Here is a 26,092-nt window from a genome sequence, read left to right as displayed (position 1 = left end):
TGGCAAGGATTATTCACAATCATGCAATAGTGTAGACGGAAACATTAATTTCGTCGACTAATGGTTAAGTTTGTTGGTGTTGCGGGCAATTATATTGCCTTGTCTATCCATTGCCGGCCTTCGGTAAACCTGGTTACCACCATAGAAGCAACCGTATCGCCGGTAGCATTGAGCAGGGTAGCCATGGGATCAACCAATGTGCCAATGATCATTGCAGGAGGGAGGGCCTCAATCGGTAGTCCGTAGGCCGAGATGAACAGCAGTTCGCCTACATAACCACCATTTGGGATACCGCCTTCTACCACACTTACCAGCACTGTCATACCCAGTGCAAGCACAATGGCATCGGCCGTATCAAAGCCTTTACCAAATAAGGCAAAAACAACCGCCATTTTAACAATAGAGGAGATGCTGGAGCCATCTTTATGCAGGGTTGCGCCAAGGGGAATGGTTACATTGGCGATGTATTCAGGGATGCCCATTTTTTTTGCGGCATCCAGGTTGGAAGGTATAACAGCAATACTGCTGCAGGTGCCTACTGCCGTTGCAGAAGGAATAAGGTTATTTTTCCAGTACCTTCTGATGCCTTTGATGCCGCCCGCTACAAAGGCGTATACACTGAACATGACCACGAAATAAAAAGCCCCAAAGCCATAGTACAGGCCCAAAGACTTGGCATAGGTGCCAAACAATTGTGGACCGAAGACACCAACCTGGTAGGCAAAATAAGCACCCAGACCTATAGGGCCTGCTTTCATGATCAGGATAAATACCCCTTTAAACACTTCGTTGCCGGAATGCAGGAAACCAACAAACTGATCTGCGGCCTTTCCGGCTTTTAATGCGGCAAAGCCTATCATGATGGAAAAGATGATCATCGCCAGCATGCTTTTGCGTGACAGCAGTTCGTAAAACTCTGTTGTGGTAAATAATTTTGTAAGTTGCTCGGCAAAGGGGCTGTCTTCTATTTTTTCGCTGAGCTGAGCATTGCCCAATGCTTCATGGATAGGGAATATTTTAACGGCAACAATGGTCAGTATGGCAGATATGAGTACCGTGGCAAGAAATACGATTGCGGTAAACCCCATCATTCTGCTCAGTTTATCTGAAGGTTTGATATTGGCTATAGCAGAAGAAATGGCGAAGAAGACCAGGGGGATGACAGCGGTAAATAAGAGGTTTAGAAATATATCGCCTATTGGCTTTAATACCTCTACTTTTTTACCGAATATTAATCCGGCAATACTGCCTAAAGCAATTCCTGTGAGCAACCATATAATGCCGCTATAATTTTTTACAAATCCTTTCATTATTTGAGTTCTAAACTTTTGCCCTTTCAGGGAGGCTTGTGCTTGGTTTTTTAAATATATTAAATATTAATTCATGACAATGATGTTAAATAAAATTGAAGGAAATTCAATGGTTTTTTTCGGGAAAGAACAAAGACGAAAAGAATTGCCGTATATTAACTTAATGATAATGTACAAGTGATTTTGTTCTTATCTTGTAACCTTAATATTGGGGCTGCTATTAAAACATTAATTACAAAATATACCATGTCAGACAGGAGAGGTTTTATTAAAGGCAGTATGGCAGGAATGCTGCTGGCGGGGCTTTCCCCATCGGTTTCTGCACTTGCTGCTGTTCATCAGCAGCATATGGACAAAGCAGACAGGAAATTGAAGTTGCGTTTTGCCATTGCTTCAGACGGGCATTATGGGCAGCCGGGCACAGCCTATAAAAAAGACCACGAAAATATGGTAGGCTGGCTGAATGAAGCCCATGCAAAGATGCCGCTTAATTTTGTGGTCATTAACGGTGACCTGGTGCACGACAGGCCTGAATTGTTGGCAGTGGTTAAAAAAGAACATTACGATCAGCTTCATGTTCCCTTTTACGCAGTTCCGGGCAACCACGATCACGCCGATGCTGCGATCTGGAAGTCTGTATTCGGCTATGCAGATAATTTTTCAATTCAAAAAAATGAGGTAGGGCTGGTGTTTGCGAATACCTCAGACACTAAAGGTAAATATCTTTGTCCCGACAATTCTTTTTTAAAGCAGGAACTGGAGAAGTTTAAAGGACTTAAAACTGTGTTTGTGGTGTTACATATTCCTCCCCATTTCTGGGTGCCGGAAAGTCCTTTTGTAGATTGTCCGGACACCATTAAACTGTTACATAGCTATCCCAACGTTAAAGCTGTTTTTCATGGTCATGACCATAGCCTGGATGCAGTTTTTTATACCAATAAATTACCGCATTTTTTTGATGCCCACATAGGTGGTAACTGGGGAACGGCTTATCGTGGTTATCGGATAGTAGAAGTTGACGAGGATGATAAGGTAACCACTTATCAGGTAAATGCAAGCGGAACTCCCTTACTCAATGAAACTAAATTTTAGTGTAATCATCATGAAGAAATTATGTATCCTGTTGCTGCTGATCAGCGCATCCAGTAATTTAATTTTCGCACAGTTACCCGGAAAAGTTCATGGCAGCAGTCGGGTACTTTTGCCCAATGGCTGGTCCTTAAGTCCGGTTGGCAGGTCGCTACCTTTAGGAGACCTGCCCCTGAACATCCAGCTTTCCCACGATAAAAAGAAGATTGCGGTGACCAATAATGGCCAAAGTAAGCAAACTATCCAGCTGATAGATGTTAAAACGGAACGTATTACCGACGAAAAAGAGATTGGGAAATCCTGGTATGGCCTGCAGTTTAATGAAAAGGATAATAAGCTCTATGTTTCGGGGGGCAATGACAATATCATCCTGGTTTATCCGGTTGAAAAGGGTAAACTGCTTGAACCTGATACCATCAGGCTGGGAAAAGCCTGGCCGGTAAAGATCAGTCCGGCCGGACTTGCCCTTGATGACCTGAACCAGGTTTTGTATGTAGTTACCAAGGAAGACAATAGTCTTTATATCGTTGACCTGACTACCAGAAAAACACTTAAAAAAGTTGCTTTAGGCTCAGAAGCTTATTCCTGTATCCTTTCGCCCGACCGGAAGATTTTATACATTTCACTTTGGGGAGCCAATAAGGTAGTCCTGCTGGATACAAAGCTGGGGCAGATTACGGATAGCATTGCTACGCAATATGCGCCTAATGAGCTGTTGCTGAATAAAAAAGGCGATTATCTGTTTGTAGCCAATGGTGGCGATAACTCGGTTTCCATCATCAATACGCAGACAAAAAAAGTAGTTGAGGTGATCTCATCAGCAGTACATCCAACACAACTGACCGGCTCAACAACTAATGCCCTGGCCTTGTCAGACAATGAACAGACACTTTACATTGCAAATGCCGATAACAATTGCCTTGCGGTATTTAATGTTGCTAAAATAGGCGAAAGTGTAAGCCTGGGTTTTATCCCGACAGGCTGGTACCCAACGAGTGTTAAGTATTGCAAAAACAGGATCTGGGTAGCAAATGGAAAAGGCTTTACCAGCATGGCAAATCCTAAAGGCCCGCAACCCATCAGCAAAGTAGACAACAGCGAGCTGCATGAAGGCTCCACTCCGGATAAAAGGTTGCAGTATATTGGTGGCTTGTTTAAAGGAACTTTGTCTATTGTTGATGATCCGAAAGAAACGGTGCTGAAAGAATATACACAAATGGTGTATAGTAACACACCTTTCAATAAGCAGCAGCAGGCACCATCAGCATCCAATCCTATACCCTTTAAAAAAGGTGATGTAAGCCCTATAAAGTATGTTTTTTATATTATTAAGGAAAACCGGACTTATGATCAGGTATTGGGAGATGTTAAAAAAGGAAACGGAGATCCTAAGCTTTGTCTTTTTCCGGAAAAAGTAACGCCAAACATCCATGCTTTAGCTGAAGAATACGTACTGCTGGATAATTTTTATGTGGATGCCGAGGTGAGTGCCGATGGCCATAACTGGAGTATGGGCGCCTATGCGAATGATTATGTCGAAAAAACCTGGCCCACACAATATGGTAAACGTGGCGGGGCCGGAGATTACGGCGGAAACCGGAAAATTACTTATCCCAGGGATGGTTTTATCTGGGATTACTGTAAAAGGGCGGGGGTCAGTTACCGGAGCTACGGCGAATTTGCAAATGGCAAGACCGCGGTTATTGCAGCTTTGAAAGACCATTTTTGTGTCGGTTTTCCTTCTTTTGACTTTGAAATAAAAGATACCACCCGTTGTGCCATCTGGATAAAAGATTTTGACCGGCTGCTTGCAAAAGATGAAGTTCCGCAATTTAATACCATTAAATTCCCTAATGACCATACCAGCGGACAAAAGAGGGGGCAGATTTCGCCCCTGGCTGCTGTTGCCGACAATGACCTTGCTGTGGGATTGTTCATTGAACACCTCTCGCACAGCAGGATCTGGAAAGAATCAGCTGTTTTTATACTGGAAGATGATGCCCAGAACGGACCCGACCATGTGGATGCACATCGTTCGCCCGCACTGGTCATCAGTCCCTATACCAAAAGGAACCAGGTAGTGAGCACGATGTATTCTACCAGTGGGTTTTTGCGGACTATGGAACTGATACTTGGACTGCCACCAATGAGCCAGTATGATGCAGCAGCAATACCCTTATACGATTGTTTTACAGCAACACCGGATTATACCCCCTATAATCACCGGAAGGCAGGGGTAAACCTCGATACCAGGAATGTAGCATTGAATAAAAGTGCTGAACTTTCGGAAACTTTTAGTTTTGCGAAAGAGGATGAGGCGCCCGACCTGCAACTGAACCAGGTGGTATGGAAATCTGTAAAAGGGGAGGATGCTGTAATGCCTGCCCCCAGAAGAAGTGCATTTGTGATTGCAGAAAAGAAAAAGAAAGATGATGACGATTAAATCTTCCAGGTCTGTATCAGGAAGGCTCGTGAATATTACAAAATTCTGACCATTAAATTGATTGGGCAGGCGTTAATTCTCACGACTGATATTATTTTTGCGCCCAAATGAGAGCTGTTGCTGTATTTTTTCTGTCACTTTGTTTCTTCCTGCTGGGCGGGCGCAATGGCGTTTTTGCAGCAAAGCCACACCATAGTACCAGTCATTCGGCTATTCAGCGTACAGATAAGCAGCAGTTAAAGATCGGTAACACCTGCAGGTACCTCTTTTTAATCAGTAACAATAACCTGACCGAAAAGAAGGAGGACTTTACCAGTGTTGAGGATGAAGGCGATGAAGAAGATGTCTTCTCTGTCAGAAAACAGGTATTACCGCTACGCTATGCGATCAGGCCTGTCCATTCAGCGGAATTAATTTATAGATGTACCTGCTTAAACGGCAGCCTGCCGTTTTGTGAGCACCTGTCTTATACTTCTTCTTTTAAATATATTCTGCAAAGGGTTTTAAGAATTTGATCGGTCATACCTCCGGAGTATGAAATATTTCTTAAGGGGACCGCTATGGTTCCCGGCCATCAAATTTTAATAATCAATAACACGAATGAAGAGAATTGTAATGCTTACAGGCTTGTGTGCCGTTTTGTGCCATATCAGCTGTACCTCAAAAAAAGAAGCAAAGGAAGAGACCGGCAAATATGCGGTTACCAGTCCTTTAAAAATAGATACCTCATTTACCAAAGAATATGTTTCGCAGATCAAATCTGTACGGAACATCGAGATCAGGGCACAGGAAAAAGGATACCTTCAGCAGATCTATGTAGATGAAGGCCATTTTGTGAAAGCGGGTCAGCTGCTGTTCAAAATTATGCCTAAAATGTATGAAGCTGAATTGCTGAAAGCCCAGGCCGAAACCAAGGCTGCAGAAATAGAACTGCAGAATACCAAACTGCTGGCCGATAAGAATGTGGTCTCAAAAAATGAACTGGCTATGGCCCAGGCCAAACTGGAACAGGCGAAAGCAGAGACGGCACTGGCCAGACTCCACCTGTCGTTTACCGAAATCAGGGCTCCTTTTGATGGGACAATTGACCGCATCCCATTAAAGCTGGGCAGTCTTGTAGACGAGGGTGAGCTGCTTACCAGCCTGTCCGATAACAGCCAGATGTTTGCTTATTTCAATGTGTCTGAACCAGAATACCTGGATTACGAAACCAATACCAGAAACCGGGGCAACAGCAAGGTAAGTTTAGTGCTGGCCAACAGCCAGCCGCTAAAGTACAAAGGTGAAGTGGAGACCATAGAAAGTGAATTTAACAATGAAACCGGAAATATTGCCTTCCGGGCAAGGTTTCCGAATCCTGACAGGTTGCTAAAGCATGGCGAAACGGGCAAGGTTCAGATGACTGTCCCGCTCAGAAATGCCCTGGTGATACCACAGAAGGCAACTTATGAAATCCAGGATAAACTATATGTTTTTGTGGTGGATAAAAATGGCAAAGTCAAATCAAGGAACATCAGTATCAGTAACCAGATGCCTGATCTGTATGTGGTAGGCAATGGCCTTTCTGAAAATGACAGGATTCTTCTGGAAGGTGTCCAGAAGGTAAAAGATGACGATAAGATCGTCTACAATTTTGTAGCACCTAAGGAAGTCATTTCCCGTCTGCAATTGAGAGCGGAATAGTGGTCCATCCCTAAATTTAATTTTATGTTTAATAAATTCATACACAGGCCTGTCCTGTCTATAGTGATATCGCTCATCATTACCTTTTTGGGGGTTTTGGCGGCAACCCAGTTACCGGTAACACAATTTCCTTCTATTTCTCCTCCAAAAGTGAACATCACTGCGGAATACCCCGGGGCCAATGGCGAATTAATGATCAAATCTGTTATCATTCCACTTGAGCGGGCCATTAACGGTGTTCCCGGAATGAAATACATGGCTTCTGATGCGGGGAATGACGGAGAGGCTACCATACAGGTCATCTTTAACCTGGGTACCGATCCTAACCAGGCTTCAGTAAATATCCAGAACCGCGTGGCCTCGGTAATCAATAAGCTGCCGCCACTGGTGGTGCGCGAGGGTGTTAAAATTACTCGTGAAGAGTCCAACATGCTGATGTACATCAACCTGTACAGCAAAGACCCCAATATGGACCAGAAGTTTCTTTTCAATTATGCCGATATCAATGTTTTGTCGGAACTGAAAAGGGTTGACGGGGTTGGTGTGGCCGATATTCTGGGCAACAGGGAATATGCCATGAGGATCTGGTTAAAGCCCGACCGTATGCTGGCCTATAAAATCTCTGCAGATGAAGTACTGAAAGCGCTCGATGAGCAAAGTCTGGAAGCCTCACCCGGCAAAACCGGAGAAAGCTCGGGCAAAAGGTCGCAGGCCTTTGAATATGTATTGAAATATCCCGGACGGTTCAGTACCAAGGAAGGTTACGAAAACATCATTTTACGATCCAGCAACAAAGGAGAGCTGCTGCACCTGAAAGATGTTGCGGATGTAGAATTCGGAAGCTCCTATTACGATCTGTATTCCAACCTGAATGGCAAGCCTTCTGCTGCCATAACTGTAAAACAATCGTATGGAAGTAATGCCAGTCAGGTAATTAAAGACATCAAGGCCAAACTGAAAGAGATCAAATCAACTTCCTTTCCTAAAGGAATGGATTATGAGATCAGCTATGATGTTTCCAAATTTCTGGATGCTTCTATTGAAAAGGTAATCCATACCCTGGTAGAGGCCTTTATCCTGGTAGGGCTGGTGGTATTTCTTTTTCTGGGCGATTGGCGCTCAACTCTGATCCCTGCCATTGCGGTACCGGTATCCCTGATCGGAACTTTTCTGTTCATGCAATACCTGGGCATTACCTTAAACCTGATTACCCTATTTGCGCTGGTGCTGGCAATTGGTATTGTGGTAGACAATGCCATAGTTGTAATTGAGGCCGTGCACGCCAAAATGGAAGAGAAAAATCTTTCGCCACTCAAAGCTACCGAAGAGGCTATGCACGAGATCAGCGGGGCCATCATCGCCATCACTTTTGTAATGGCTGCAGTATTTATACCGGTTGCATTTATGTCGGGCCCTGTTGGTATATTCTACAGGCAGTTTTCCATTACTATGGCAACTTCCATTATCCTGTCGGGAGTGGTTGCACTTACCCTTACTCCCGCATTGTGTGCCATGATGCTGAAAAACAATCATGGGAAACCAAAAAAGAAAACCTGGCTGAATAAAATGCTGGATGGTTTTAACAATTGGTTTAACAGTGTTTCCGGCAGGTACCAGAACTTGCTGGGCAAAATTGTGAACCGGAGGGTAATCACCTTTTGCATGCTGCTCGCTTTTTGTGCAGGGATAGGCTTACTCAATAAGGTACTGCCTGCCGGCTTCATACCGAATGAGGACCAGGGAATGTTTTACGCCGTAATCCAGACCCCTCCCGGCTCTTCACTGGAAAGGACAAACCAGATTGCCGAAAAACTGCAGAAGATTGCGGAAGGGATGGAAGATGTACAATCGGTTTCTTCCCTTGCCGGTTATGAGATCCTTACAGAGGGTACAGGTGCCAATTCAGGAACCTGCCTGATCAATCTGAAAAGCTGGGATGAGCGCAAACACGGTGTTCAGGAAGTGATCAATGAGCTGGAAGAAAAATCCAAAGACATTACAGGCGCTACCATAGAATTTTTCCAGCCGCCCGCAGTACCTGGTTATGGGGCTGCCGGTGGTTTTGAGCTGCGCCTGCTGGATAAAGCAGGGAGCGGCGATTATAAAAAGATGGAGACCGTAAGCCGGGATTTTGTGAAGGAACTGGAGAAACGGCCTGAATTGTCGTCTGTATTCACCTTTTACAGCGCCAGCTTTCCGCAGTACATGCTGCGGATTGACAATGACATTGCCCAGCAAAAAGGGGTGACCATCGAGAATGCCATGAATACGCTTTCTACCCTGATTGGAAGTAACTATGAGACCAGTTTTATCAAATACGACCGGCAATACAAAGTAATGGTGCAGGCCCTGCCGCAGTACAGGGCCTTACCAGAAGATGTGCTGAAGCTGTATGTAAAGAACGACCATGAGGAGATGGTACCTTTTTCCGCTTTCATGAAAATTGAAAAGGTGTATGGCTTATCAGAGATCACCAGGCACAACATGTACAATGCCTCAGAGATCAGTGGATCGGCTGCAGCCGGATACAGCAGTGGAGCAGCCATTGATGCGGTAAATGAAGTGGCAAAAACCAGTTTGCCAAGAGGCTTTGGTATCGACTGGGCAGGTATCTCCAAAGACGAGGTGGGTCGCGGAAACCAGGCCGTTTACATCTTCCTCATCTGTCTGGTATTTGTATATATGTTGCTTGCTGCCCAGTATGAAAGTTTTATTTTGCCTTTTCCGGTAATTCTTTCCCTTCCGGCAGGAATTTTTGGTGCATTCCTGTTGCTCAAATTATTTGGGCTGGAGAACAACATCTATGCGCAGGTAGCCATGGTGATGCTCATTGGTTTGCTGGGCAAGAATGCTGTACTGATCATCGAATTTGCTGTTCAGAAACACAGGGCTGGCAGCTCCGTACTCAAAGCGGCAATCGAGGGGGCATCGGTTAGGTTCCGCCCGATCCTGATGACCTCTTTTGCATTTATAGCGGGACTGATCCCACTGGTTTTTGCCTCGGGCCCGGGGGCAACAGGTAACCGGACAATCGGTTCTGCCGCTGCCGGAGGTATGCTTTTCGGAACGGTATTCGGCGTAATCATTATACCCGGGCTGTATTACATATTCGGTAAAATATCCGAAAAACACCTGCTTGTTAAAAACGAAGAAGAAAACCCTTTAACCGAAGAAATTGATCACAATGTATAAACTTGGTAGATATAAATATATCGCAGTGCTGGGCATTTGCCTGGCTGCTGCAAGCTGTAAGCTTCCGGCCGTCACACAGCGGGCCGAAAACAGGTCGGTACCGGTATCTTATGGTAACAGTCTGGATACCGTTAATGTAGCCACTGCCGCGTGGCGGAACTTTTTTACGGATAAGGACTTACAGCACCTGATAGATACTGCATTGATGCGCAATCAGGAACTGCTGATCACTTTGCAGGAAATTGAGATTGCAAAAAATGACATCAGGAGCAGACAAGGGCAACTGTTGCCTGCGGTAAATGGAAAAATTGGTGCCGGTATTGAAAAAGTTGGAAGATATACCAGTCAGGGTGCCGGTGATGCCAGCACAGAAATAGCTCCTGGAAAAGAAATGCCCGATCCGCTGATGGATTATACGGCAGTGCTGACTGCCAATTGGGAGGCCGACATCTGGAAAAAACTGCACAATGCAAAAAAAGCAGCGGTCAGCCGGTATTTGTCGACCATAGAAGGTAAAAATTTTGTGCTGAGCAACCTGATTGCTGAAGTGGCCAATTCTTACTATGAGCTGCTGGCCCTCGACAATCAGCTGGAGATTGTTAAACAAAATATCGAACTGCAAAAAAATGCCCTGGAAATTGTAAAGATTCAAAAAGAGGCAACCCGGGTAACAGAGCTGGCAGTCCAGAAATTTAAAGCAGAAGTACTGAATTCCCAGGGACTGGAGTTTGATATCCTTCAGAAGATCACAGAAACGGAGAACAGGATCAACTTTTTACTGGGCAGGTATCCGCAACCCATACAGAGGGATAAAAACAGCTTTTTAACCCTGATGCCGACAGCAGTAAGTACCGGTATCCCGTCCCAGTTACTGGCCAACCGGCCTGATGTCAAAAAGGCTGAACTGGAGCTGGCTGCAGCCAAACTGGATGTTAAAGTTGCAAGGGCCGAATTTTATCCTTCTTTCGGCATTTCTGCTGCTTTAGGCTTTCAGGCATTTAAGCCATCTTACCTGGTTAAATTTCCGGAATCAGTGCTTTATTCGCTTGCCGGAGATCTTGCCGGTCCACTCATCAACAGAAAGGGCATCAAGGCAGAGTTTTACAATGCCAATGCGCGCCAGCTTCAGGCCATGTACAATTATGAACGGACCATTCTAAATGCATATCTGGAGGTTTCTGCCCAATTGTCGAAAATCAGTAACCTGGAAAAAAGTTACGACCTGAAATCGAAAGAAGTAAAGGCACTCAGCAGCTCAATAGATATTTCCAATGATCTGTTTAAGTCGGCACGTGCCGATTATCTGGAAGTTTTAATGACCCAAAGAGATGCGCTGGCAGCCAAACTGGAACTGATAGAAACCAAAAAGGGACAGCTCAATGCTGTCACCAATATCTATAGGGACCTCGGTGGAGGCTGGAAATAAAACCGTATATTTAATTCGCAGGCAGATAGCCTGTAACGGTGAAATTAAAAATAAAGCTATGAAAGAAATCAGGAAAGAAGATATCCAGCAAGGTGTGTTTGACCTTTATGACGATTACGCCCATAACAGGGTTAACCGTCGTGATTTTATGCAAAAGCTGAGCGTGTACGCGGTAGGAGGGCTTACGGTAACCTCATTGATGAGCTTTCTCATGCCCGATTACAAGGGAGGTGTTCAGATTCAGCCGGATGATCCGCGATTGGTATCCAAATACATCAATTACCAGTCTGAAAAAGGTGGGGGTACCATCAAAGCCTTATGGTGTAAGCCTGTTGCCGAAAAACAGAAGCTGGGTGGTATTGTAGTGGTGCATGAGAACAGGGGTTTAAACCCTTATATTGAGGACGTAGCCCGGAGGGCAGCACTGGCCGGATTTATTTCCCTTGCCCCAGATGCCCTGAGCCCGCTGGGTGGTTATCCTGGTAACGATGATGCAGGCCGTGAGCTGCAAAGCAAACGCAGTAAGGAGGAAATGCTTGAAGATTTTATAGCAGCGTATTATTACCTCAAAAACCAGAAGGACTGCAATGGTAAAGTAGGGGTGGTAGGGTTTTGTTTTGGCGGCTGGATCTCGAACATGATGGCGGTGCGGATTCCGGAACTGGCCGCTGCAGTACCATTTTACGGGGGGCAACCTGCAAATGAGGATGTGCCAAAAATAAAAGCCCCGTTGCTCTTGCATTATGCCGGCCTGGATACCAATGTCAACAAGGGCTGGCCGGCCTATGAGGCTGCTTTAAAGGAAAATAAAAAAGAATATACTGCTTATATTTATCCTGATGTTAACCACGGCTTTCATAACGATACAACTCCGCGCTTTGACAAAGCTGCGGCAGAACTGGCCTGGCAACGCAGCATTGATTTTTTTAAAAAGAAGTTAAAATAAGGGCCTTATCCCTTTGGGTGGCCCATTGCCGCCCAAAGGGATATTGACTGGAATAAAATTGTGCAATTGCAGGAAATACCTGGCAGGTAGGCACTGCATAAAAACCCGGCAGTTTTAATTATAAAATAATTTTAAGATGAATCTTATAGTTATTTATAAAAATAAATATCTTAGCCTGATAATAAACTAAACCAAATATAAACCACCACATGACCAACCTCACAAAAGAGAAAAGTGCAGCAGCTTACCTGTTCAGTGCCCCTGTTATTGTAGCTTCTTTGGGCTATTTTGTAGATATATACGACCTGCTTTTATTTGGGATCGTAAGGATTCCCAGTTTAACCGAACTGGGACTTGATGAGGCGGCGGTATCCATTGAGGGGGCAAGTATTTTGAACTGGCAAATGACCGGCTTATTGCTAGGTGGGATACTATGGGGCATTCTGGGAGATAAAAAAGGGCGTCTGTCGGTGCTTTTTGGCTCTATCATTACCTATTCTATTGCAAACTTCGCCTGCGGTTTTGTACACGATGTAACCATTTACAAAGTATTGCGCTTTATTGCGGGTATTGGTCTGGCCGGTGAGCTGGGGGCAGGGATTACCCTGGTATCGGAAAGTCTGCCCAAAAAATTAAGGGCAATAGGCACTTCGGTAGTGGCAGGAGTAGGCCTGCTTGGTGCTGTGGTTGGCTATTTTACAGTAGAGCTGTTTAGCTGGAGGAATGCTTATTTTATTGGTGGGGGTATGGGTATTTTATTGTTGTTTTTAAGAATAGGTGTATTTGAATCGGGGATGTTCCATGCCATGAAAGAAAAACACCATGTGGCCAAAGGTAATTTTCTTTCTTTTTTTACCAAAAAGAGTCGCTTGCTGCTGTACCTTAAATGTATCGGAATAGGTCTGCCCACCTGGTATGTCATCGGGATACTGGCCACGTTCAGCAACGAGTTTGGCAAAGCGCTGGGCATTACAGAAGCCATAAAACCCGGACTGGCGGTAATGTGGTGCTATGTAGGCTTATCGGCCGGCGATCTGGTGAGCGGCTTGCTGAGTTACTGGCTCCAATCGAGGATCAGGGCCGTTACTTATTTAATGACTTTTACTGCAATTGGCAGTATCATATACCTGTATGGAGGAATCCATACCGCTACTGGGCTTTATGCAATGTGCCTTTGGATAGGTTTTGGAATCGGCTACTGGGCCATGTTTGTAACCATAGGGGCAGAACAGTTTGGCACCAATGTAAGGGCAACTGCCGCCACAACCATACCGAATATGGTAAGGGGTACAGTGGTATTGATGACCACTTTATATGCAGCTTTAAAACCGGGCCTGCTGGCACTCAATGCTGCAGCGGTAGTCGGACTGCTATGCTTTGGTATAGGCTTCTACTGTATCAGGACCATTCCCGAGACCCATCATAAAGACCTCGATTTTGTAGAGGATTAATCATTAATCCAGCGCAAACACCGTCATGCTTTTTGGCCCATGTGCGCCAAGCACCAGCGATTGCTCTATATCTGCCGTTTTAGAAGGGCCGGCTATGAAACTCCCGAAACCATAATCCGCGGTACCTATTTTTAAATAGGCATCATGCATGGTTTGTACAATGTACTTTTTGCTGATCACAACAGCCAGTTGCTGACAAATAAAAGGTACAGCCCTTTGCTGCATCAGGTCTTCTGTAATCCATAAGGCCGCATTTTCTGCTACCCCGAAATGGGCGGTAATGATGGCCAGGTCTACATTTGCGTAGCTGTGCGGGTCCTGGTTTTCCCAGCCCTTTTCGCTTATTGCTGCCAGTTCCGGTAAAGTAGAAACCACACGCTGTCCGGCAAAATGTTCTGATATATAGTTTTGTATAGCCAGATAATCTGAAACTTCAATAAATGCACCTCCAATGGTTGTCAGTACATTTTTAAAAGCTTCCACAGGATCTGCTGCAGGAAAGCTGGTCTGTAAATCTTCCGGTAAGGCCTGCAGTTCAGGCTGGTTTTGTAATACGCTGGCTAATATCTGTGCTCTGCTACTCATGCTTTTTTGTTCTTTTTATACCATTCTCCAAACGATTGCTGAGGTACTTCCGGCATTTCACGCTGCTGGTACCAAAGGTTTAGCTTGTTATTTACCGTAAATGGGGCATGTTTCATAAACCATCGGCCTGCTTTACCTGCGTTTTTGTAAACAAAAGGGCTGGATAAGGTAAATTCCATGGCTTTCATCGCCAGTTTCTTTTTGGGGTCTGCATAACCCTCTTTAACAATAACCTGCCGCCATTTGTACAGCTGTTCGTGGATATTGATCTTAACCGGACAAACATTGCTGCAGGAACCGCATAGGGTAGAGGCAAATGGCAGGTCTGCATATTCACGCATGTCCAGGTTAGGGGCAAGTATAGAGCCAATAGGGCCGGCTACTGCAGTATGATAGCTATGGCCCCCGCTTCTGCGGTAAACCGGGCAGGTGTTCATACAGGCCGCACAGCGGATACACTTCAGCGAGTTTCTGAAATCTGGGCGGCTCAGTTGTGTGGTCCGGCCATTGTCTACCAGCACAATGTGCATTTCCTGTCCAGGTCTCGGTTTTTTAAAATGACTGGAATAAGTGGTGATAGGCTGGCCAGTAGCACTCCTGGTCAGCAACCTTAAAAACACCCCCAGGTTTGTCCGTTTTGGGATGATCTTTTCAATCCCCATGCAGGCAATATGTACATCAGCCAGATGTGCGCCCATGTCGGCATTGCCCTCATTGGTGCAAACCACAAATTCCCCGGTTTCTGCAACGGCAAAATTTACGCCTGTAATAGCTGCTTTGCGTGTTAAAAAGGTCTCCCTAAGGTGTTCCCTGGCCGCTGCCGTTAAAAACAAAGGATCGGCCATCCCCTTTGGAGTGCCCAGGTGTTCATGGAACAGTTCGCCTATTTCTTCTTTCTTCTTATGGATGCAGGGCAATACAATATGGCTCGGCGGTTCCTGTGCAAGCTGTACAATCCGCTCTCCCAGATCGGTATCAATCACATCGATCCCGTTGTTTTTAAGGTACTCATTTAAATGGCACTCCTCGGTAAGCATAGATTTGCTCTTGATCAGCCTGTTTACACTATGCGCTTTCAATATGCCATGCACAATCCGGTTGTGTTCTTCGGCATTGGCTGCCCAGTGTACGGTTATCCCGTTTTTTTGGGCCTGAGTTTCAAATTCAACCAGGTAATTGTACAGGTTGGAAAGTACATTGTTCTTGATCAGTGAGGCTGTCTCTCTCAGGGATTCCCATTCCGGAAGGTTATGGGCGGCTTTATCACGTTTGGCGCGCACAAACCATAAGGTTTCATCGTGCCAGTCTACCCTTGCTTCGTCTTTATTAAAAATGTCCGATAATCCGGCATGGTCTTTTGTTGCTGAACTCATCTGTTTTCTTACTATTCTGCATTTAATATTTCTGCAATGTGCAGTACCTTTACCTTGCTGTTTTGTCGGCGCAGGATCCCCTCCATATGCATTAAGCACGACATATCTGCTGCCGTAATGTATTCCGCACCATGGTTTACATGATCTGCCACCCGGTCTTTGCCCATTTTTACAGATACGGCCTCCTCGGCCACACAAAACGTACCCCCAAAACCACAGCATTCATCCGGCCTGCTCAGCTCCACCAGCTCCAGTCCCTCTACCATTTTTAACAGCTGCAAAGGTTTCGAAAATGGGGCAGCAACCAGCTCTGTCATTTGTGCCAGCATCAATCCCCTTTGGCCGTGGCAGCTTTGGTGTACGCCCACCTTATGCGGAAACCTTGCACTCAGTTTATCTACCTTAAGTACATCCGTTAAAAACTCTGTAAGCTCATAAACTTTTTTCCTGATCCCTGACGCCTTTTCCTCCGCTGTTGGCGAGTGTAAATGGTCTTTTATATGCAGCACACAGCTTCCCGACGGAGAAACGATATAGTCAAATTCAGCAAAATTATCTATAAACAACTCATTGCAGCCCTGGGTTAAATGCTCAAATCCCGAATTGGCCATGGGTTGTCCGCAACAGGTCTGGTTGACAGGATATTTTACTGTTATGCCAAGTTTGCTTAATAGATTTAATGTGGCAATAGCGGCATTTGGATAAAACTGATCGATATAACAAGGTATGAAAAGGCCTACGTTCATGTATATATAGGGTTATGGGGTTAAAGATAGCGTTTTTAACTCATCAGACCATCCTGTGCTGTCATACCCCCGGTAACAATACCGATAAATTATGAAAACGTTTTCAGATAATTAAAAAAAATGCTAGCTTGCCAATTATTACAGGTTTATGGCAACTGGAAAAAAGACTTATCAAAATACCATACTGGATATTGCTGAAGCTTTAAAGCTTTCACCTGCAACCATTTCAAGGGCTTTAAACAACCATCCCTATGTGAAAGAAAAGACCAGGAACGATGTGGTAGAAATGGCTACTAAACTGGGCTATAGAAGAAATCACATGGCTTCAGGATTAAGGAGTAATAAGACACGCACAGTAGGACTGATTATTCCGAGGGTTTCCATGTTTTTTCATGCCGAAGTGATCACGACCATTCAGAACGACCTGCACAAACATGGTTATAACCTCATCATTTGCCAGTCTAACGACTCAGTAAGTATGGAACGGGAACTGGCCGAAACACTTTACGCTTCAAGGGTGGACGCATTGATTGCCGCCTGTACTTTGCAGACCATAGATTTTGCGCACTTTGATAAATTCGTGGAACATGGTACCCCGGTCATTTTTTACGATAGGGTGCCGGTAAAGGCCTATAGGGCCACATTGATTAAGGGAGATGATTTCCAGGGGGCCTATGCCGCTACCAGTCACCTGATTGCAGCAGGCTGCAAAAGAATTGCCCATGTTTCTGGGCCCTTAACCTCTAACCTGTACCAGGACCGGGCCGCAGGTTTTTTAAAAGCGATGGAAGCGCATGGTTTATCGGTAAACCAGGACTGGGTATTTCATCAGGAACTGAGCCATGAAAATGCCTTTAAGGCCATGCATAAATTGTTTGAAACTACTGCAGTGCCCGATGCCTTGTTTGCCGATAACGATACTACGGCCATTGCGGCCATTGAATTTGCCAAAGCCAGGGGCATAGCCGTACCGGAAAGCTTAAAAATTGCCGGGTACTCTAACGATCCCCGAACCGCAATCATTAGCCCCGCGGTTACTTCTGTTGAGCAGTTTCCGAACCTGGTAGGCAGGCGGATTGTGGAAACACTGGTCGACTTGCTGGCTGCCGAACAGGAAGGGGCTGTATATAAGACCGAACCCATCATTATCCCTGTAAAACTGATCAGCAGAATGTCGACCAGTACAATTTAGATTTTAATTAAACACAAAAGCGATTCTTTGAATTGCAGAAATAAATAAGAACAAATAATATATATACATGAAAACATCTTTTGAAAGCCGCTATGCAGTTAGTCCCGGTGAAGCAAAGCAATTTGATACCGCCGCTCTGCGTAAGAATTTTTTAATGGAAAGCTTGTTTGAAGCTGATGCTGTTAATTTGACACTGTCTCATTTTGACCGTTACATCACAGGCGGGGTAATGCCTGTAAATGAAGCCGTAGCGTTGTCTAATCCTGAAAATCTTAAAGCTGCTTATTTCCTGGAAAGAAGGGAACTGGGCATCATTAACGTCGGTGCAAAAGGTAAAATTGTTGCCGATGGCATCACTTACGAACTGGAATTTAAAGAAGCCCTATACCTGGGCAAAGGTACTAAAGAAGTAACTTTTGCCTCAGATGATAAAAGTAACCCGGCAAAATTCTACATCAATTCTGCCCCTGCGCACCATACTTATCCAAACAAAAAGGTTTCAAAAGCGGATGCTGAAATTGTTGAACTCGGTACGCCGGAAACTGCAAATCACAGGGTGATCAATAAATTGCTGGTAAACAGTGTATTGCCAACCTGCCAGCTGCAAATGGGAATGACCGAATTGAAAAGCGGAAGTGTATGGAATACCATGCCGGCACATACGCACGACAGAAGGATGGAAGTCTATTTCTATTTTGAAGTGCCAAAAGGACAGAGTGTGTGTCATTTTATGGGCGAACCTCAGGAAACCAGGCACATCTGGATGCAGAACGAGCAGGCCGTAATTTCGCCAAACTGGTCTATCCATTCTGGTGCAGGAACCAGCAATTATACCTTTATCTGGGGTATGGCCGGCGAAAACCTGGACTATGGGGATATGGACCATTGTGCAATTAATGATTTAAAATAAGGATTAAACAAGAATAAGATGAAAAGAATAATTGGTTTTTTACTGTTGTTCCCTGCACTGTCTTCAGCTCTGATGGCACAGCAAACCGGTGCCAAAGCAATCCTAACAGTAAGTAATCCTGCAAAAATAGAGCGGATAAATGCAGTTGTAAGCCTTAGCTGGGCTCAGATAACGGCTAAATATCCGCGTATTGATACGGCGAATTTTAAGGTGCTCAATGCGCTTACCAAAAAAGAAGTTCCTTTTCAGCTGGAACACCGCGGACAGGCATCGATACAAAACCTGTTGGTGCAGCTTAGCCTGAAAGCAAATGGCACTGCCAAACTTTTGATCGTTGCTGGAAAACCAGCGCCGGTTGCAAAAAAAGCTTATGGCCGCTATGTGCCTGAACGTTTTGACGATTTTGCCTGGGAAAACGATAAAGTAGCTTTCCGCATGTATGGCAAAGCCCTGGAAGGAAGAAAAGACAATGCTTTTGGAACCGATGTATGGGTAAAAAGGACAAGTAAACTGGTGATCAACGACTGGTACAAGACAGGTGATTACCATACGGACCACGGTGATGGAATGGATTATTACAGTGTAGGCCTGACCCTGGGTGCTGGTGATATTGCTCCTTATGTAAAAGATTCTGTTTATTTTCCTTTAAATTACCACAACTGGAAGGTGCTCGACAATGGACCGCTGCGCACCACGTTCCAGCTCGGTTATGATGCCTGGGATGTAGCCGGAAAATCTGTGAAAGTGCTTAAAACCATCAGTCTGGATGCCGGTTCGCACCTGAACAGGGTGGAGGCAGTGTATACTTATAACGGTGATATGCTGCCGGTAGTCGTAGGTATCGTGAAAAGAAAAGAACCCGGAACCATTTTAATGGATGAGCAGCAAGGTATTTTAGGATACTGGGAACCTCAGCACGGTGTTGATGGTACCACTGGCGTAGCCACCATTGTTACAGGTCAGCCTGTAACAATGGATACCGATAAGACCCATTTACTTAGCCATGCTACTGCCAAAAATGGCGAGCCTGTAGTATATTATAATGGCTCTGCATGGAGCAAGGGAAATGAAATAACCACGGCCCAGGCCTGGTTTAATTATCTGAATAATTTTAAACAGCAATTGCAGCAGCCTTTAAAGGTAAGTGTGCAATAATTTATAAAGCAATAAAAATGGCAGTACTTGATTTATTTAATTTAAAAGGAAAAATAGCTTTGGTTACCGGTTGTAAACGCGGTATTGGCAAGGCAATGGCCGAAGCATTGGCTGAAGCCGGGGCAGACATCATTGGGGTGTCGGCCAATCTGGAACTTGAAGGCAGCGAAGTTGCCGGAGCTGTAACTGCATTGGGAAGAAAATTTTATGCTTATCAGTGTAACTTTAACGAGCGCGAAGCGATCAATTCATTTTGTGCACAGGTAAAGGCAGATCATCCGGTAATCGATATCCTGGTGAACAATGCGGGCACCATTCTGAGAAAACCTATTGCCGAGCATCCCGACGAGTTCTGGGATGAAGTGATCGCAGTAAACCAGACGGCCCCTTTTATCCTGACCAGGGAAATTGGAAGGGACATGATAGCCAGGGGAAGCGGTAAAGTGATCTTTACAGCCTCTTTGCTTACCTTCCAGGGGGGCATTACCGTACCGGGTTATGCTGCCAGTAAAGGTGCCATTGGTCAGTTAACCAAGGCTTTTGCCAATGAATGGGCCGCAAAAGGCGTAAATGTAAATGCCATTGCACCCGGCTATATCTCTACCGACAATACTACGGCATTAAGGGCCGATGAAAACCGGAGCCGCTCTATCATGGAACGCATCCCTGCAGGCCGCTGGGGTGAAGCCGAAGATTTCAAAGGGCCTGTGGTATTCCTGGCATCGGCAGCATCAGATTACATGCACGGTACAGTGATGACAGTCGATGGTGGCTGGATGGGCAGATAATTATGAAAACCGGGCTTTTTATACTATCATTTTGCTGTTTTTTTGCTGCTGGCAGGGCCCAGACCACCAAAACGCAACGTCCGAATGTGATCATTATCAACATGGACGATATGGGGTACGGGGATACCGAACCCTATGGGATGACTGGAATACCAACGCCTAATTTTAATAAAGCGGCTAAGGAAGGCATGCGGTTTACACACTTTAATGCTGCTCAGGCAATTTGCAGCCCGTCCAGGGCAGCATTATTGACCGGCTGTTATCCAAACCGGATCGGATTGCGGGGGGCATTGTCCCCCGATTCAAAAATAGCTTTGGACACTGCAGAAGAAACCATCGCCTCCCTGCTCAAAAAGGCAGGGTATAAAACTGCCATGCTGGGTAAATGGCATTTGGGCAGCAAGGCCCCCAACCTTCCGCTTCATTATGGTTTCGACAGCTTCTACGGGCTTCCCTATTCGAACGATATGTGGCCGGTGGATTATGAAGGAAAGCCCCAGGCGGCTGTTGCCGGGAAAAAAAGCTATCCCGAACTGCCCTTGCTGGATGGCGACAAGCCTGCTGACTATGTGCGTACACCTGATGATCAGGCCATGCTTACCGGAACATTTACCCGTAAAGCGGTACGCTTTATTGAAAATAATAAAAGCGCACCTTTTTTTCTTTACCTGGCCCATCCCATGCCCCATGTGCCGCTGGCTGCCTCGGCAGCATTCAGGGGTAAAAGTGAGCTGGGACTGTTTGGCGACGTTATTATGGAACTGGACTGGTCTGTAGGGGAGATCATGAAATCGCTGGACCGGAATAAAATTGCTTCAAATACCATTCTTATAATTATGAGCGACAATGGCCCCTGGTTAAGGTTCGGTAACCATGCAGGCTCTTCAGGTGGGTTTCGCGGAGGAAAAATGACCATATGGGATGGAGGGACCCGTGTTCCCTGCATCATCAGATGGCCGGGCAAAGTGGAAGCCGGAAGTGTAAACAGCAACCTGATTACCAATATGGATATCCTGCCAACTTTGCTGCAGCTTAGCCATGCCGCCCCACCCGAAAAGAAGATAGACGGGATAAGTTTTGCAGATTTGCTGCTGGGCAGATCTGATAAAGCCCCCCGCCAGGTTTTTTATTATTACTATAATGAAAACAGCCTCAAGGCCGTAAGGTATAAAAACTGGAAACTGGTGTTGCCACATACTTCTGTATCCTATACCAGCGACATCCATGGCAAAGATGGTTTTCCGGGAGCCGCAACGCGGGCGGAAGTAAAAATGGCTTTATACGACCTGGCCCATGATCCCGGCGAGGCTTATGATGTTCAGCAACAGTATCCCGAACTTGTACAAAAAATGCTTGTTTTTGTGGAAGAGGCAAGAGCGGACATGGGAGATGACCTTACCGGCAGAAAAGGTAAAAATCTGCGTCAGCCTGCCATTGTCAATTAACTATTTTACTATATTTACTATATGTATAAGAAACTCATTTTTTTAATGCTGCTGCTGTCGGCAACAGGGCATTTCTGTATTGCCCAGAAGGTAATAGAATATAAAACATGGAACCCCGTCAATGAAAAGACCAGTGTTGTGGGCGGACAAGGTTGGCATAGCGGACTAAAGGACTATTACGACCGTTTGCCCGCAAAAGCAGAGCAAACAGCCAGAAAAGTGGTTTGGAACCTTTCTAAAAACAGTACAGGACTTAACCTCCGGTTTAAATCGAATGCAGCAGAAATTGTAGTCAGGTATCAGGTTACAGGGCCTGTACAAATGTCGCACATGCCGGCAACAGGGGTAAGCGGGCTGGACCTGTATGCCAAAGGCCCAGATGGCCAGTGGCTTTGGTCGGCAGGCAAATATAGCTTTGGCGATACCTTGGTTTACCGCTTTACGGGCCTGGAAAGTGCTGACCTTAAAGAAAGAACTTATACCCTTTTTCTTCCTTTATACAATGCTGTAAAATGGATGGAAATAAGCGTGCCTAAGCAAAGCGCTTTTACGCCTTTAGCACCGGTTGCGCAAAAACCCATTGTGGTTTATGGAACCTCTATTGCACAGGGGGCATGCGCCAGCCGCCCCGGCATGGGCTGGACAAACATCCTGAGCCGTAAACTGGATGCACCCGTCATCAACCTTGCTTTTTCCGGCAACGGGCGCATGGAAAAAGAGATTGTAGAACTGCTGCCTGAAATTGATGCCCGCCTGTATGTGCTGGACTGCCTGCCCAATCTGACAGGTGAGGCCTTTACCAACGAGATCATCAAACAAAAAATTGAAGATGCAGTGGCACACCTGCAATCGAAAAAACCTGGTGTTCCCATTTTGCTGACAGAACATGACGGCTATACCGACGGTGGCATCAACCAGGAGCGGACAAAGGCTTATGAACGGGTAAATGCCGTGTTAAAAGCCACTTTTGCAGCTTTAAAAGCAAAAGGTATAAAAAACATTTATTACCTGTCTAAAGCAGAAATTAACCAGGACATCGACACAATGGTGGATGGTACCCATCCGAATGATATCGGCATGATGCGTTATGCCGATGCCTATGAAAAGGTAATCCGGAAAATAAAATAGCTTTATTTGCTGAGGTATGACTTCTGGTAGTTGAGCGGGCTTTGCCCGGTAATGATCTTAAAATGTTTATGAAAGCTGGCAAAATTATGAAAGCCGCTTTCATAACAGATCTGTTTTACGTTCATGCTGTCTTCAATCAGCAGTTTGCAGGCATGACCAACCCTGATCTCGCTGATAAACTGGGTATAGGTTTTCCGTGTCCTGGATTTAAAATACCTGCAAAAGGAATTCGGACTGATGTTCGCCACTGCAGCCATCTCTTCCATCGGGATCTTCCGCTTAAAGTTCATCAGCGAATGGTTGTAGATGGCATTGATCCTGTCATTTTCCGTTTCTTCGAAATTGTTGCGGAAACCCATAGAAGATAAAGGTTTGTCCTGCGTACTGCCCTCTATGGCCAGTAAGGCTTCCATCAATAAAATAATCCTTGATGGGCCCGTTGCCTGCAATATGTCTTCCATCAGGCCCCCAATCTGCCGCTTGCTGTTATCCCTGATCTGTATCCCGCGCTGGGCTTTTTCCAGGGTCAGCCTGATGCCTTTATTTTCGGGCAGCGAAAGAAAATGGTTGCCCCAGAAATTTTCACAAAAATGGACCACCACCACATCGGCATTGTTCTGCTCACCTTCATCAAAATAAATGTCGTCAAATTTCCAGTAATGCGGTAAATGGGCACCTACCAATACAATATCCCCCGAATTGAAACGCTTGATGCTATCGCCGATAAACTGGGTGCCATTGCCTTTTTTGAAATAGATCAGCTCCACTTCAGCATGGTAATGCCAGCGGTTGTTGATATAAGGTACTTTATCTCTTCTGGCACTAAATGAGTTGACCAGCGTATTGGAAACTTTGAGCAGTTGAGGTTTCATTACATATTTGGTTAGCTACGGTTTTAAAAATAGAAAAATGTTTTATAAATACCTAGTAAGCGACAAAATTGCAATCAATTATGCCAAATACGCTGAATGTATTTTTTAAAAAACTGTGCTCAGCCTGGGCTCATGTATTGCGCCAATAACTTTGTTAATTCAGGCAAATGCTCCTGACCCCTTCTTTTTTCAGCAGGATACCAAATTTGTATGGAAGAAAAAGAGTTGAAAAAAGTATGTTTAAACTTTCATTTATTAAAAAAGATAGTTACATTTGAGCTTACCCTTTCGAGGGTATGTTTTTCATAGGTAGATGTAGGGTCGAATATTTATATTCGGCCCTTTTTTGTTGGGCAGGCTTCCCGTATCTTTATACCCTTATGAATAAGAGGAAATTAATTGTTGCAATTACCGGTGCCAGCGGATCTGTTTATGCCAAACTGTTGCTGGATAGCTTGTTAAGGTTAGCTGATCAGATCGAAAAAGTGGGGGTAGTCATGTCAGACAATGCAAAAGAGGTATGGCGTTTTGAGCTGGGCAACCAGGATTATAACCATTATCCCTTTACTTTTTATCCAAAAATGGATTTCAATGCGCCCTTTGCTTCTGGTTCTGCAAAATATGACACCATGATTATTATTCCCTGTTCAATGGGAACCTTAGGGCGCATCGCACAGGGAATTTCAAATGACCTGATCTCCAGGGCGGCTGATGTGATCTTAAAAGAACGCCGGAAACTGATCGCCGTAGTGCGCGATACCCCCTTTAGCCTCATCCACATCAATAACATGAAAACCCTTACTGAAGCCGGTGGAATCATCTGTCCTGCAAGTCCTTCCTTTTACAGTATCCCCAAAACCATTGAAGAGCTGGCGCAAACTGTAGTAAGCCGCGTGATCGATCTGGCCGGACTGGAGCAGGATAGTTACCGCTGGAATGAAGAATAATATCAGCTAAAACCTTACCTTTGCAAATGCTTTTGACCTGCAGGCCAAAAGCATCAATAGAAAAGGATGAAGAAAGTTGCATTTTATACACTGGGCTGTAAGTTGAATTTCTCTGAAACATCAACAATTGGCCGCTTATTTACCGATGCAGGCTATGCCGTTGTAGATTTTACCGACGGCGCTGACGTATACGTGATCAATACCTGTTCTGTAACAGAACATGCCGATAAAAAATGCCGGAAGGTAGTTAAAGAAGCCCTAAAATATGCCCCTCATGCCTATGTTACGATTGTGGGCTGTTATGCCCAGCTAAAACCAGCTGAAATAGCAGAGATAGAGGGGGTAGATATGGTACTCGGTGCAGCCGAAAAATTCCGTATTGTAGAATTCATCTCCGATCTTACCAAACAGCCCAAAGCGGTTGTCCATCAGCAAAATATAGAAAAAGTAAACCATAATTTCATTGCAGCCTATTCTATTGGCGACCGTACCCGTACTTTTTTAAAAGTACAGGATGGCTGCGATTATCCATGCACTTATTGCACCATCCCGCTGGCCAGGGGGGGGAGCAGGAGCGATACCATCGAAAATGTAATCAACCGGGCCCGGCAGATTGCCGAAAGTGGGGTAAAGGAAATTGTTTTAACAGGGGTAAACCTCGGCGATTTTGGCATCAGGAACGGCGAACGTGAAGACAAGTTTTTCGACCTGGTAAAAGCACTTGATGAAGTTGAAGGCATAGAAAGGATCAGGATCTCTTCTATAGAGCCCAACCTGCTCAGCAACGAGATCGTCGAATTTGTGGCAACTTCTAAAAGGTTTGTACCCCATTTTCACATTCCTTTGCAGTCGGGTTCCAATAAAATACTGGGCCTGATGCGCAGGCGCTACCAAAGGGAACTGTATACCGAGCGCGTAGCTAAAATAAAGGCTGTAATGCCCAACTGCTGCATTGGTGTAGATGTCATTGTCGGATTCCCGGGCGAAACGCAGGAAGACTTCCTGGATACTTACCAGTTTTTAAATGAACTGGACATTTCATACCTGCACGTGTTTACCTATTCCGAACGGGAACAAACAGCGGCTGCCGAAATGAAAGGCCGTGTAGCAGGCAGCACCCGTGCCGAGCGCAGTAAAATGCTGCACATCTTATCAGACAAGAAACGCAGGGCCTTCTATCAGTCGCAGATCGGAACAGTGGGCGAAGTGCTTTTTGAAGACGATCAGAAAAATGGCTTTATGCATGGATTTACCAAAAACTATGTAAAAGTAAAGGCAAAATACGATCCGGTAATGGTGAATGAAATCAAAACGGTTAAACTGGTAGAACTAACTGCCGACGGAGAGGTAGAAGTTGCAGAAACAGCAGAAGTATTAGCGCATTAATCCTATATTCGCATAAAACTTATAT

The 26,092-nt window shown here is 45.2% G+C and carries 21 protein-coding genes; 16 read left to right on the top strand and 5 right to left on the bottom strand.

Features of this window, described 5'->3' with window-relative positions; translation table 11 throughout:
- Positions 1-89: 89 nt before the first annotated feature.
- Positions 90-1,310, bottom strand: a complete 1,221-nt coding sequence (locus PHEP_RS14660) for a dicarboxylate/amino acid:cation symporter (RefSeq protein WP_015808765.1) — start codon at positions 1,308-1,310, stop codon at positions 90-92.
- Between the two features lie 246 nt (positions 1,311-1,556).
- Between PHEP_RS14660 and PHEP_RS14655 the strand changes: the two genes are divergently transcribed.
- The 8 genes from PHEP_RS14655 (at position 1,557) to PHEP_RS14620 (ending at position 13,540) form a co-directional block, all read left to right on the top strand.
- The gene (locus PHEP_RS14655) at positions 1,557-2,402 is read left to right on the top strand and encodes a metallophosphoesterase family protein (RefSeq protein ID WP_015808764.1); all 846 of its coding nucleotides are present in this window, start codon (positions 1,557-1,559) and stop codon (positions 2,400-2,402) included.
- Positions 2,403-2,412: 10 nt separating this feature from the next.
- Positions 2,413-4,842 carry an alkaline phosphatase family protein gene (locus PHEP_RS14650; protein WP_036674674.1) on the top strand — a complete coding sequence of 810 codons (2,430 nt, stop codon included), beginning with the start codon at positions 2,413-2,415 and terminating at the stop codon, positions 4,840-4,842.
- A 107-nt stretch (positions 4,843-4,949) separates the two neighbouring features.
- Entirely contained in the window at positions 4,950-5,357 is a 408-nt protein-coding gene (locus PHEP_RS14645) for a hypothetical protein (protein WP_015808762.1), read from the top strand.
- A gap of 85 nt (positions 5,358-5,442) precedes the next feature.
- Positions 5,443-6,525: an efflux RND transporter periplasmic adaptor subunit gene (locus PHEP_RS14640; protein WP_015808761.1), complete on the top strand. Its 1,083-nt coding sequence runs from the start codon at positions 5,443-5,445 to the stop codon at positions 6,523-6,525.
- Between the two features lie 24 nt (positions 6,526-6,549).
- The gene (locus PHEP_RS14635; RefSeq protein ID WP_015808760.1) at positions 6,550-9,717 is read left to right on the top strand and encodes an efflux RND transporter permease subunit; all 3,168 of its coding nucleotides are present in this window, start codon (positions 6,550-6,552) and stop codon (positions 9,715-9,717) included.
- Positions 9,710-11,143, top strand: a complete 1,434-nt coding sequence (locus tag PHEP_RS14630) for a TolC family protein (RefSeq protein ID WP_015808759.1) — start codon at positions 9,710-9,712, stop codon at positions 11,141-11,143. Before PHEP_RS14635 ends, PHEP_RS14630 begins: the two co-directional genes overlap by 8 nt.
- 58 nt (positions 11,144-11,201) lie before the next feature.
- Entirely contained in the window at positions 11,202-12,089 is an 888-nt protein-coding gene (locus tag PHEP_RS14625) for a dienelactone hydrolase family protein (protein ID WP_015808758.1), read from the top strand.
- Between the two features lie 209 nt (positions 12,090-12,298).
- Positions 12,299-13,540, top strand: a complete 1,242-nt coding sequence (locus tag PHEP_RS14620; RefSeq protein ID WP_015808757.1) for an MFS transporter — start codon at positions 12,299-12,301, stop codon at positions 13,538-13,540.
- Positions 13,541-13,543: 3 nt separating this feature from the next.
- Here the strand turns inward: PHEP_RS14620 and PHEP_RS14615 are convergent, their stop codons facing one another.
- From PHEP_RS14615 to PHEP_RS14605, 3 genes are read right to left on the bottom strand one after another with little or no spacing between them, the layout of a single operon-like run.
- Positions 13,544-14,125: a LutC/YkgG family protein gene (locus tag PHEP_RS14615; protein ID WP_015808756.1), complete on the bottom strand. Its 582-nt coding sequence runs from the start codon at positions 14,123-14,125 to the stop codon at positions 13,544-13,546.
- Positions 14,122-15,498 carry a lactate utilization protein B gene (locus tag PHEP_RS14610; RefSeq protein ID WP_015808755.1) on the bottom strand — a complete coding sequence of 459 codons (1,377 nt, stop codon included), beginning with the start codon at positions 15,496-15,498 and terminating at the stop codon, positions 14,122-14,124. The genes PHEP_RS14615 and PHEP_RS14610 overlap by 4 nt, the downstream gene beginning before the upstream one ends.
- 11 nt (positions 15,499-15,509) lie before the next feature.
- Positions 15,510-16,244 carry a (Fe-S)-binding protein gene (locus PHEP_RS14605; protein ID WP_015808754.1) on the bottom strand — a complete coding sequence of 245 codons (735 nt, stop codon included), beginning with the start codon at positions 16,242-16,244 and terminating at the stop codon, positions 15,510-15,512.
- Between the two features lie 148 nt (positions 16,245-16,392).
- Here PHEP_RS14605 and PHEP_RS14600 point away from each other — a divergent pair, with 148 nt between their 5' ends.
- The 6 genes from PHEP_RS14600 to PHEP_RS14575 all read left to right on the top strand — a co-directional run bounded on the left by PHEP_RS14600 (position 16,393) and on the right by PHEP_RS14575 (position 22,862).
- Complete coding sequence (locus tag PHEP_RS14600) at positions 16,393-17,436, top strand: LacI family DNA-binding transcriptional regulator (protein WP_015808753.1); 1,044 nt, start codon at positions 16,393-16,395, stop codon at positions 17,434-17,436.
- 67 nt (positions 17,437-17,503) lie between these two features.
- The gene (gene kduI, locus PHEP_RS14595; RefSeq protein ID WP_015808752.1) at positions 17,504-18,346 is read left to right on the top strand and encodes a 5-dehydro-4-deoxy-D-glucuronate isomerase; all 843 of its coding nucleotides are present in this window, start codon (positions 17,504-17,506) and stop codon (positions 18,344-18,346) included.
- Positions 18,347-18,364: 18 nt separating this feature from the next.
- Positions 18,365-19,501 carry a DUF4861 family protein gene (locus PHEP_RS14590; RefSeq protein ID WP_015808751.1) on the top strand — a complete coding sequence of 379 codons (1,137 nt, stop codon included), beginning with the start codon at positions 18,365-18,367 and terminating at the stop codon, positions 19,499-19,501.
- A 17-nt stretch (positions 19,502-19,518) separates the two neighbouring features.
- Positions 19,519-20,289, top strand: a complete 771-nt coding sequence (locus PHEP_RS14585; RefSeq protein ID WP_015808750.1) for an SDR family NAD(P)-dependent oxidoreductase — start codon at positions 19,519-19,521, stop codon at positions 20,287-20,289.
- Between the two features lie 2 nt (positions 20,290-20,291).
- On the top strand, positions 20,292-21,734 hold the full coding sequence (locus tag PHEP_RS14580; protein ID WP_015808749.1) for a sulfatase family protein: 1,443 nt from the start codon (positions 20,292-20,294) through the stop codon (positions 21,732-21,734).
- Positions 21,735-21,755: 21 nt separating this feature from the next.
- Positions 21,756-22,862 carry an SGNH/GDSL hydrolase family protein gene (locus PHEP_RS14575; RefSeq protein WP_015808748.1) on the top strand — a complete coding sequence of 369 codons (1,107 nt, stop codon included), beginning with the start codon at positions 21,756-21,758 and terminating at the stop codon, positions 22,860-22,862.
- Between the two features lie 2 nt (positions 22,863-22,864).
- On the opposite strand, the gene PHEP_RS14570 is transcribed toward PHEP_RS14575, so the two are convergent.
- The gene (locus PHEP_RS14570) at positions 22,865-23,734 is read right to left on the bottom strand and encodes an AraC family transcriptional regulator (protein ID WP_015808747.1); all 870 of its coding nucleotides are present in this window, start codon (positions 23,732-23,734) and stop codon (positions 22,865-22,867) included.
- A gap of 380 nt (positions 23,735-24,114) precedes the next feature.
- Between PHEP_RS14570 and PHEP_RS14565 the strand changes: the two genes are divergently transcribed.
- Both PHEP_RS14565 and mtaB read left to right on the top strand, forming a co-directional pair.
- The gene (locus PHEP_RS14565; RefSeq protein WP_015808746.1) at positions 24,115-24,681 is read left to right on the top strand and encodes a UbiX family flavin prenyltransferase; all 567 of its coding nucleotides are present in this window, start codon (positions 24,115-24,117) and stop codon (positions 24,679-24,681) included.
- Positions 24,682-24,747: 66 nt separating this feature from the next.
- On the top strand, positions 24,748-26,067 hold the full coding sequence (gene mtaB, locus PHEP_RS14560) for a tRNA (N(6)-L-threonylcarbamoyladenosine(37)-C(2))-methylthiotransferase MtaB (RefSeq protein ID WP_015808745.1): 1,320 nt from the start codon (positions 24,748-24,750) through the stop codon (positions 26,065-26,067).
- The last annotated feature ends 25 nt before the right edge of the window (positions 26,068-26,092 follow it).

It is taken from the genome of Pedobacter heparinus DSM 2366 (assembly GCF_000023825.1).
Taxonomy (GTDB): domain Bacteria; phylum Bacteroidota; class Bacteroidia; order Sphingobacteriales; family Sphingobacteriaceae; genus Pedobacter; species Pedobacter heparinus.
This window is presented reverse-complemented; position numbering and strand designations above follow the sequence as displayed.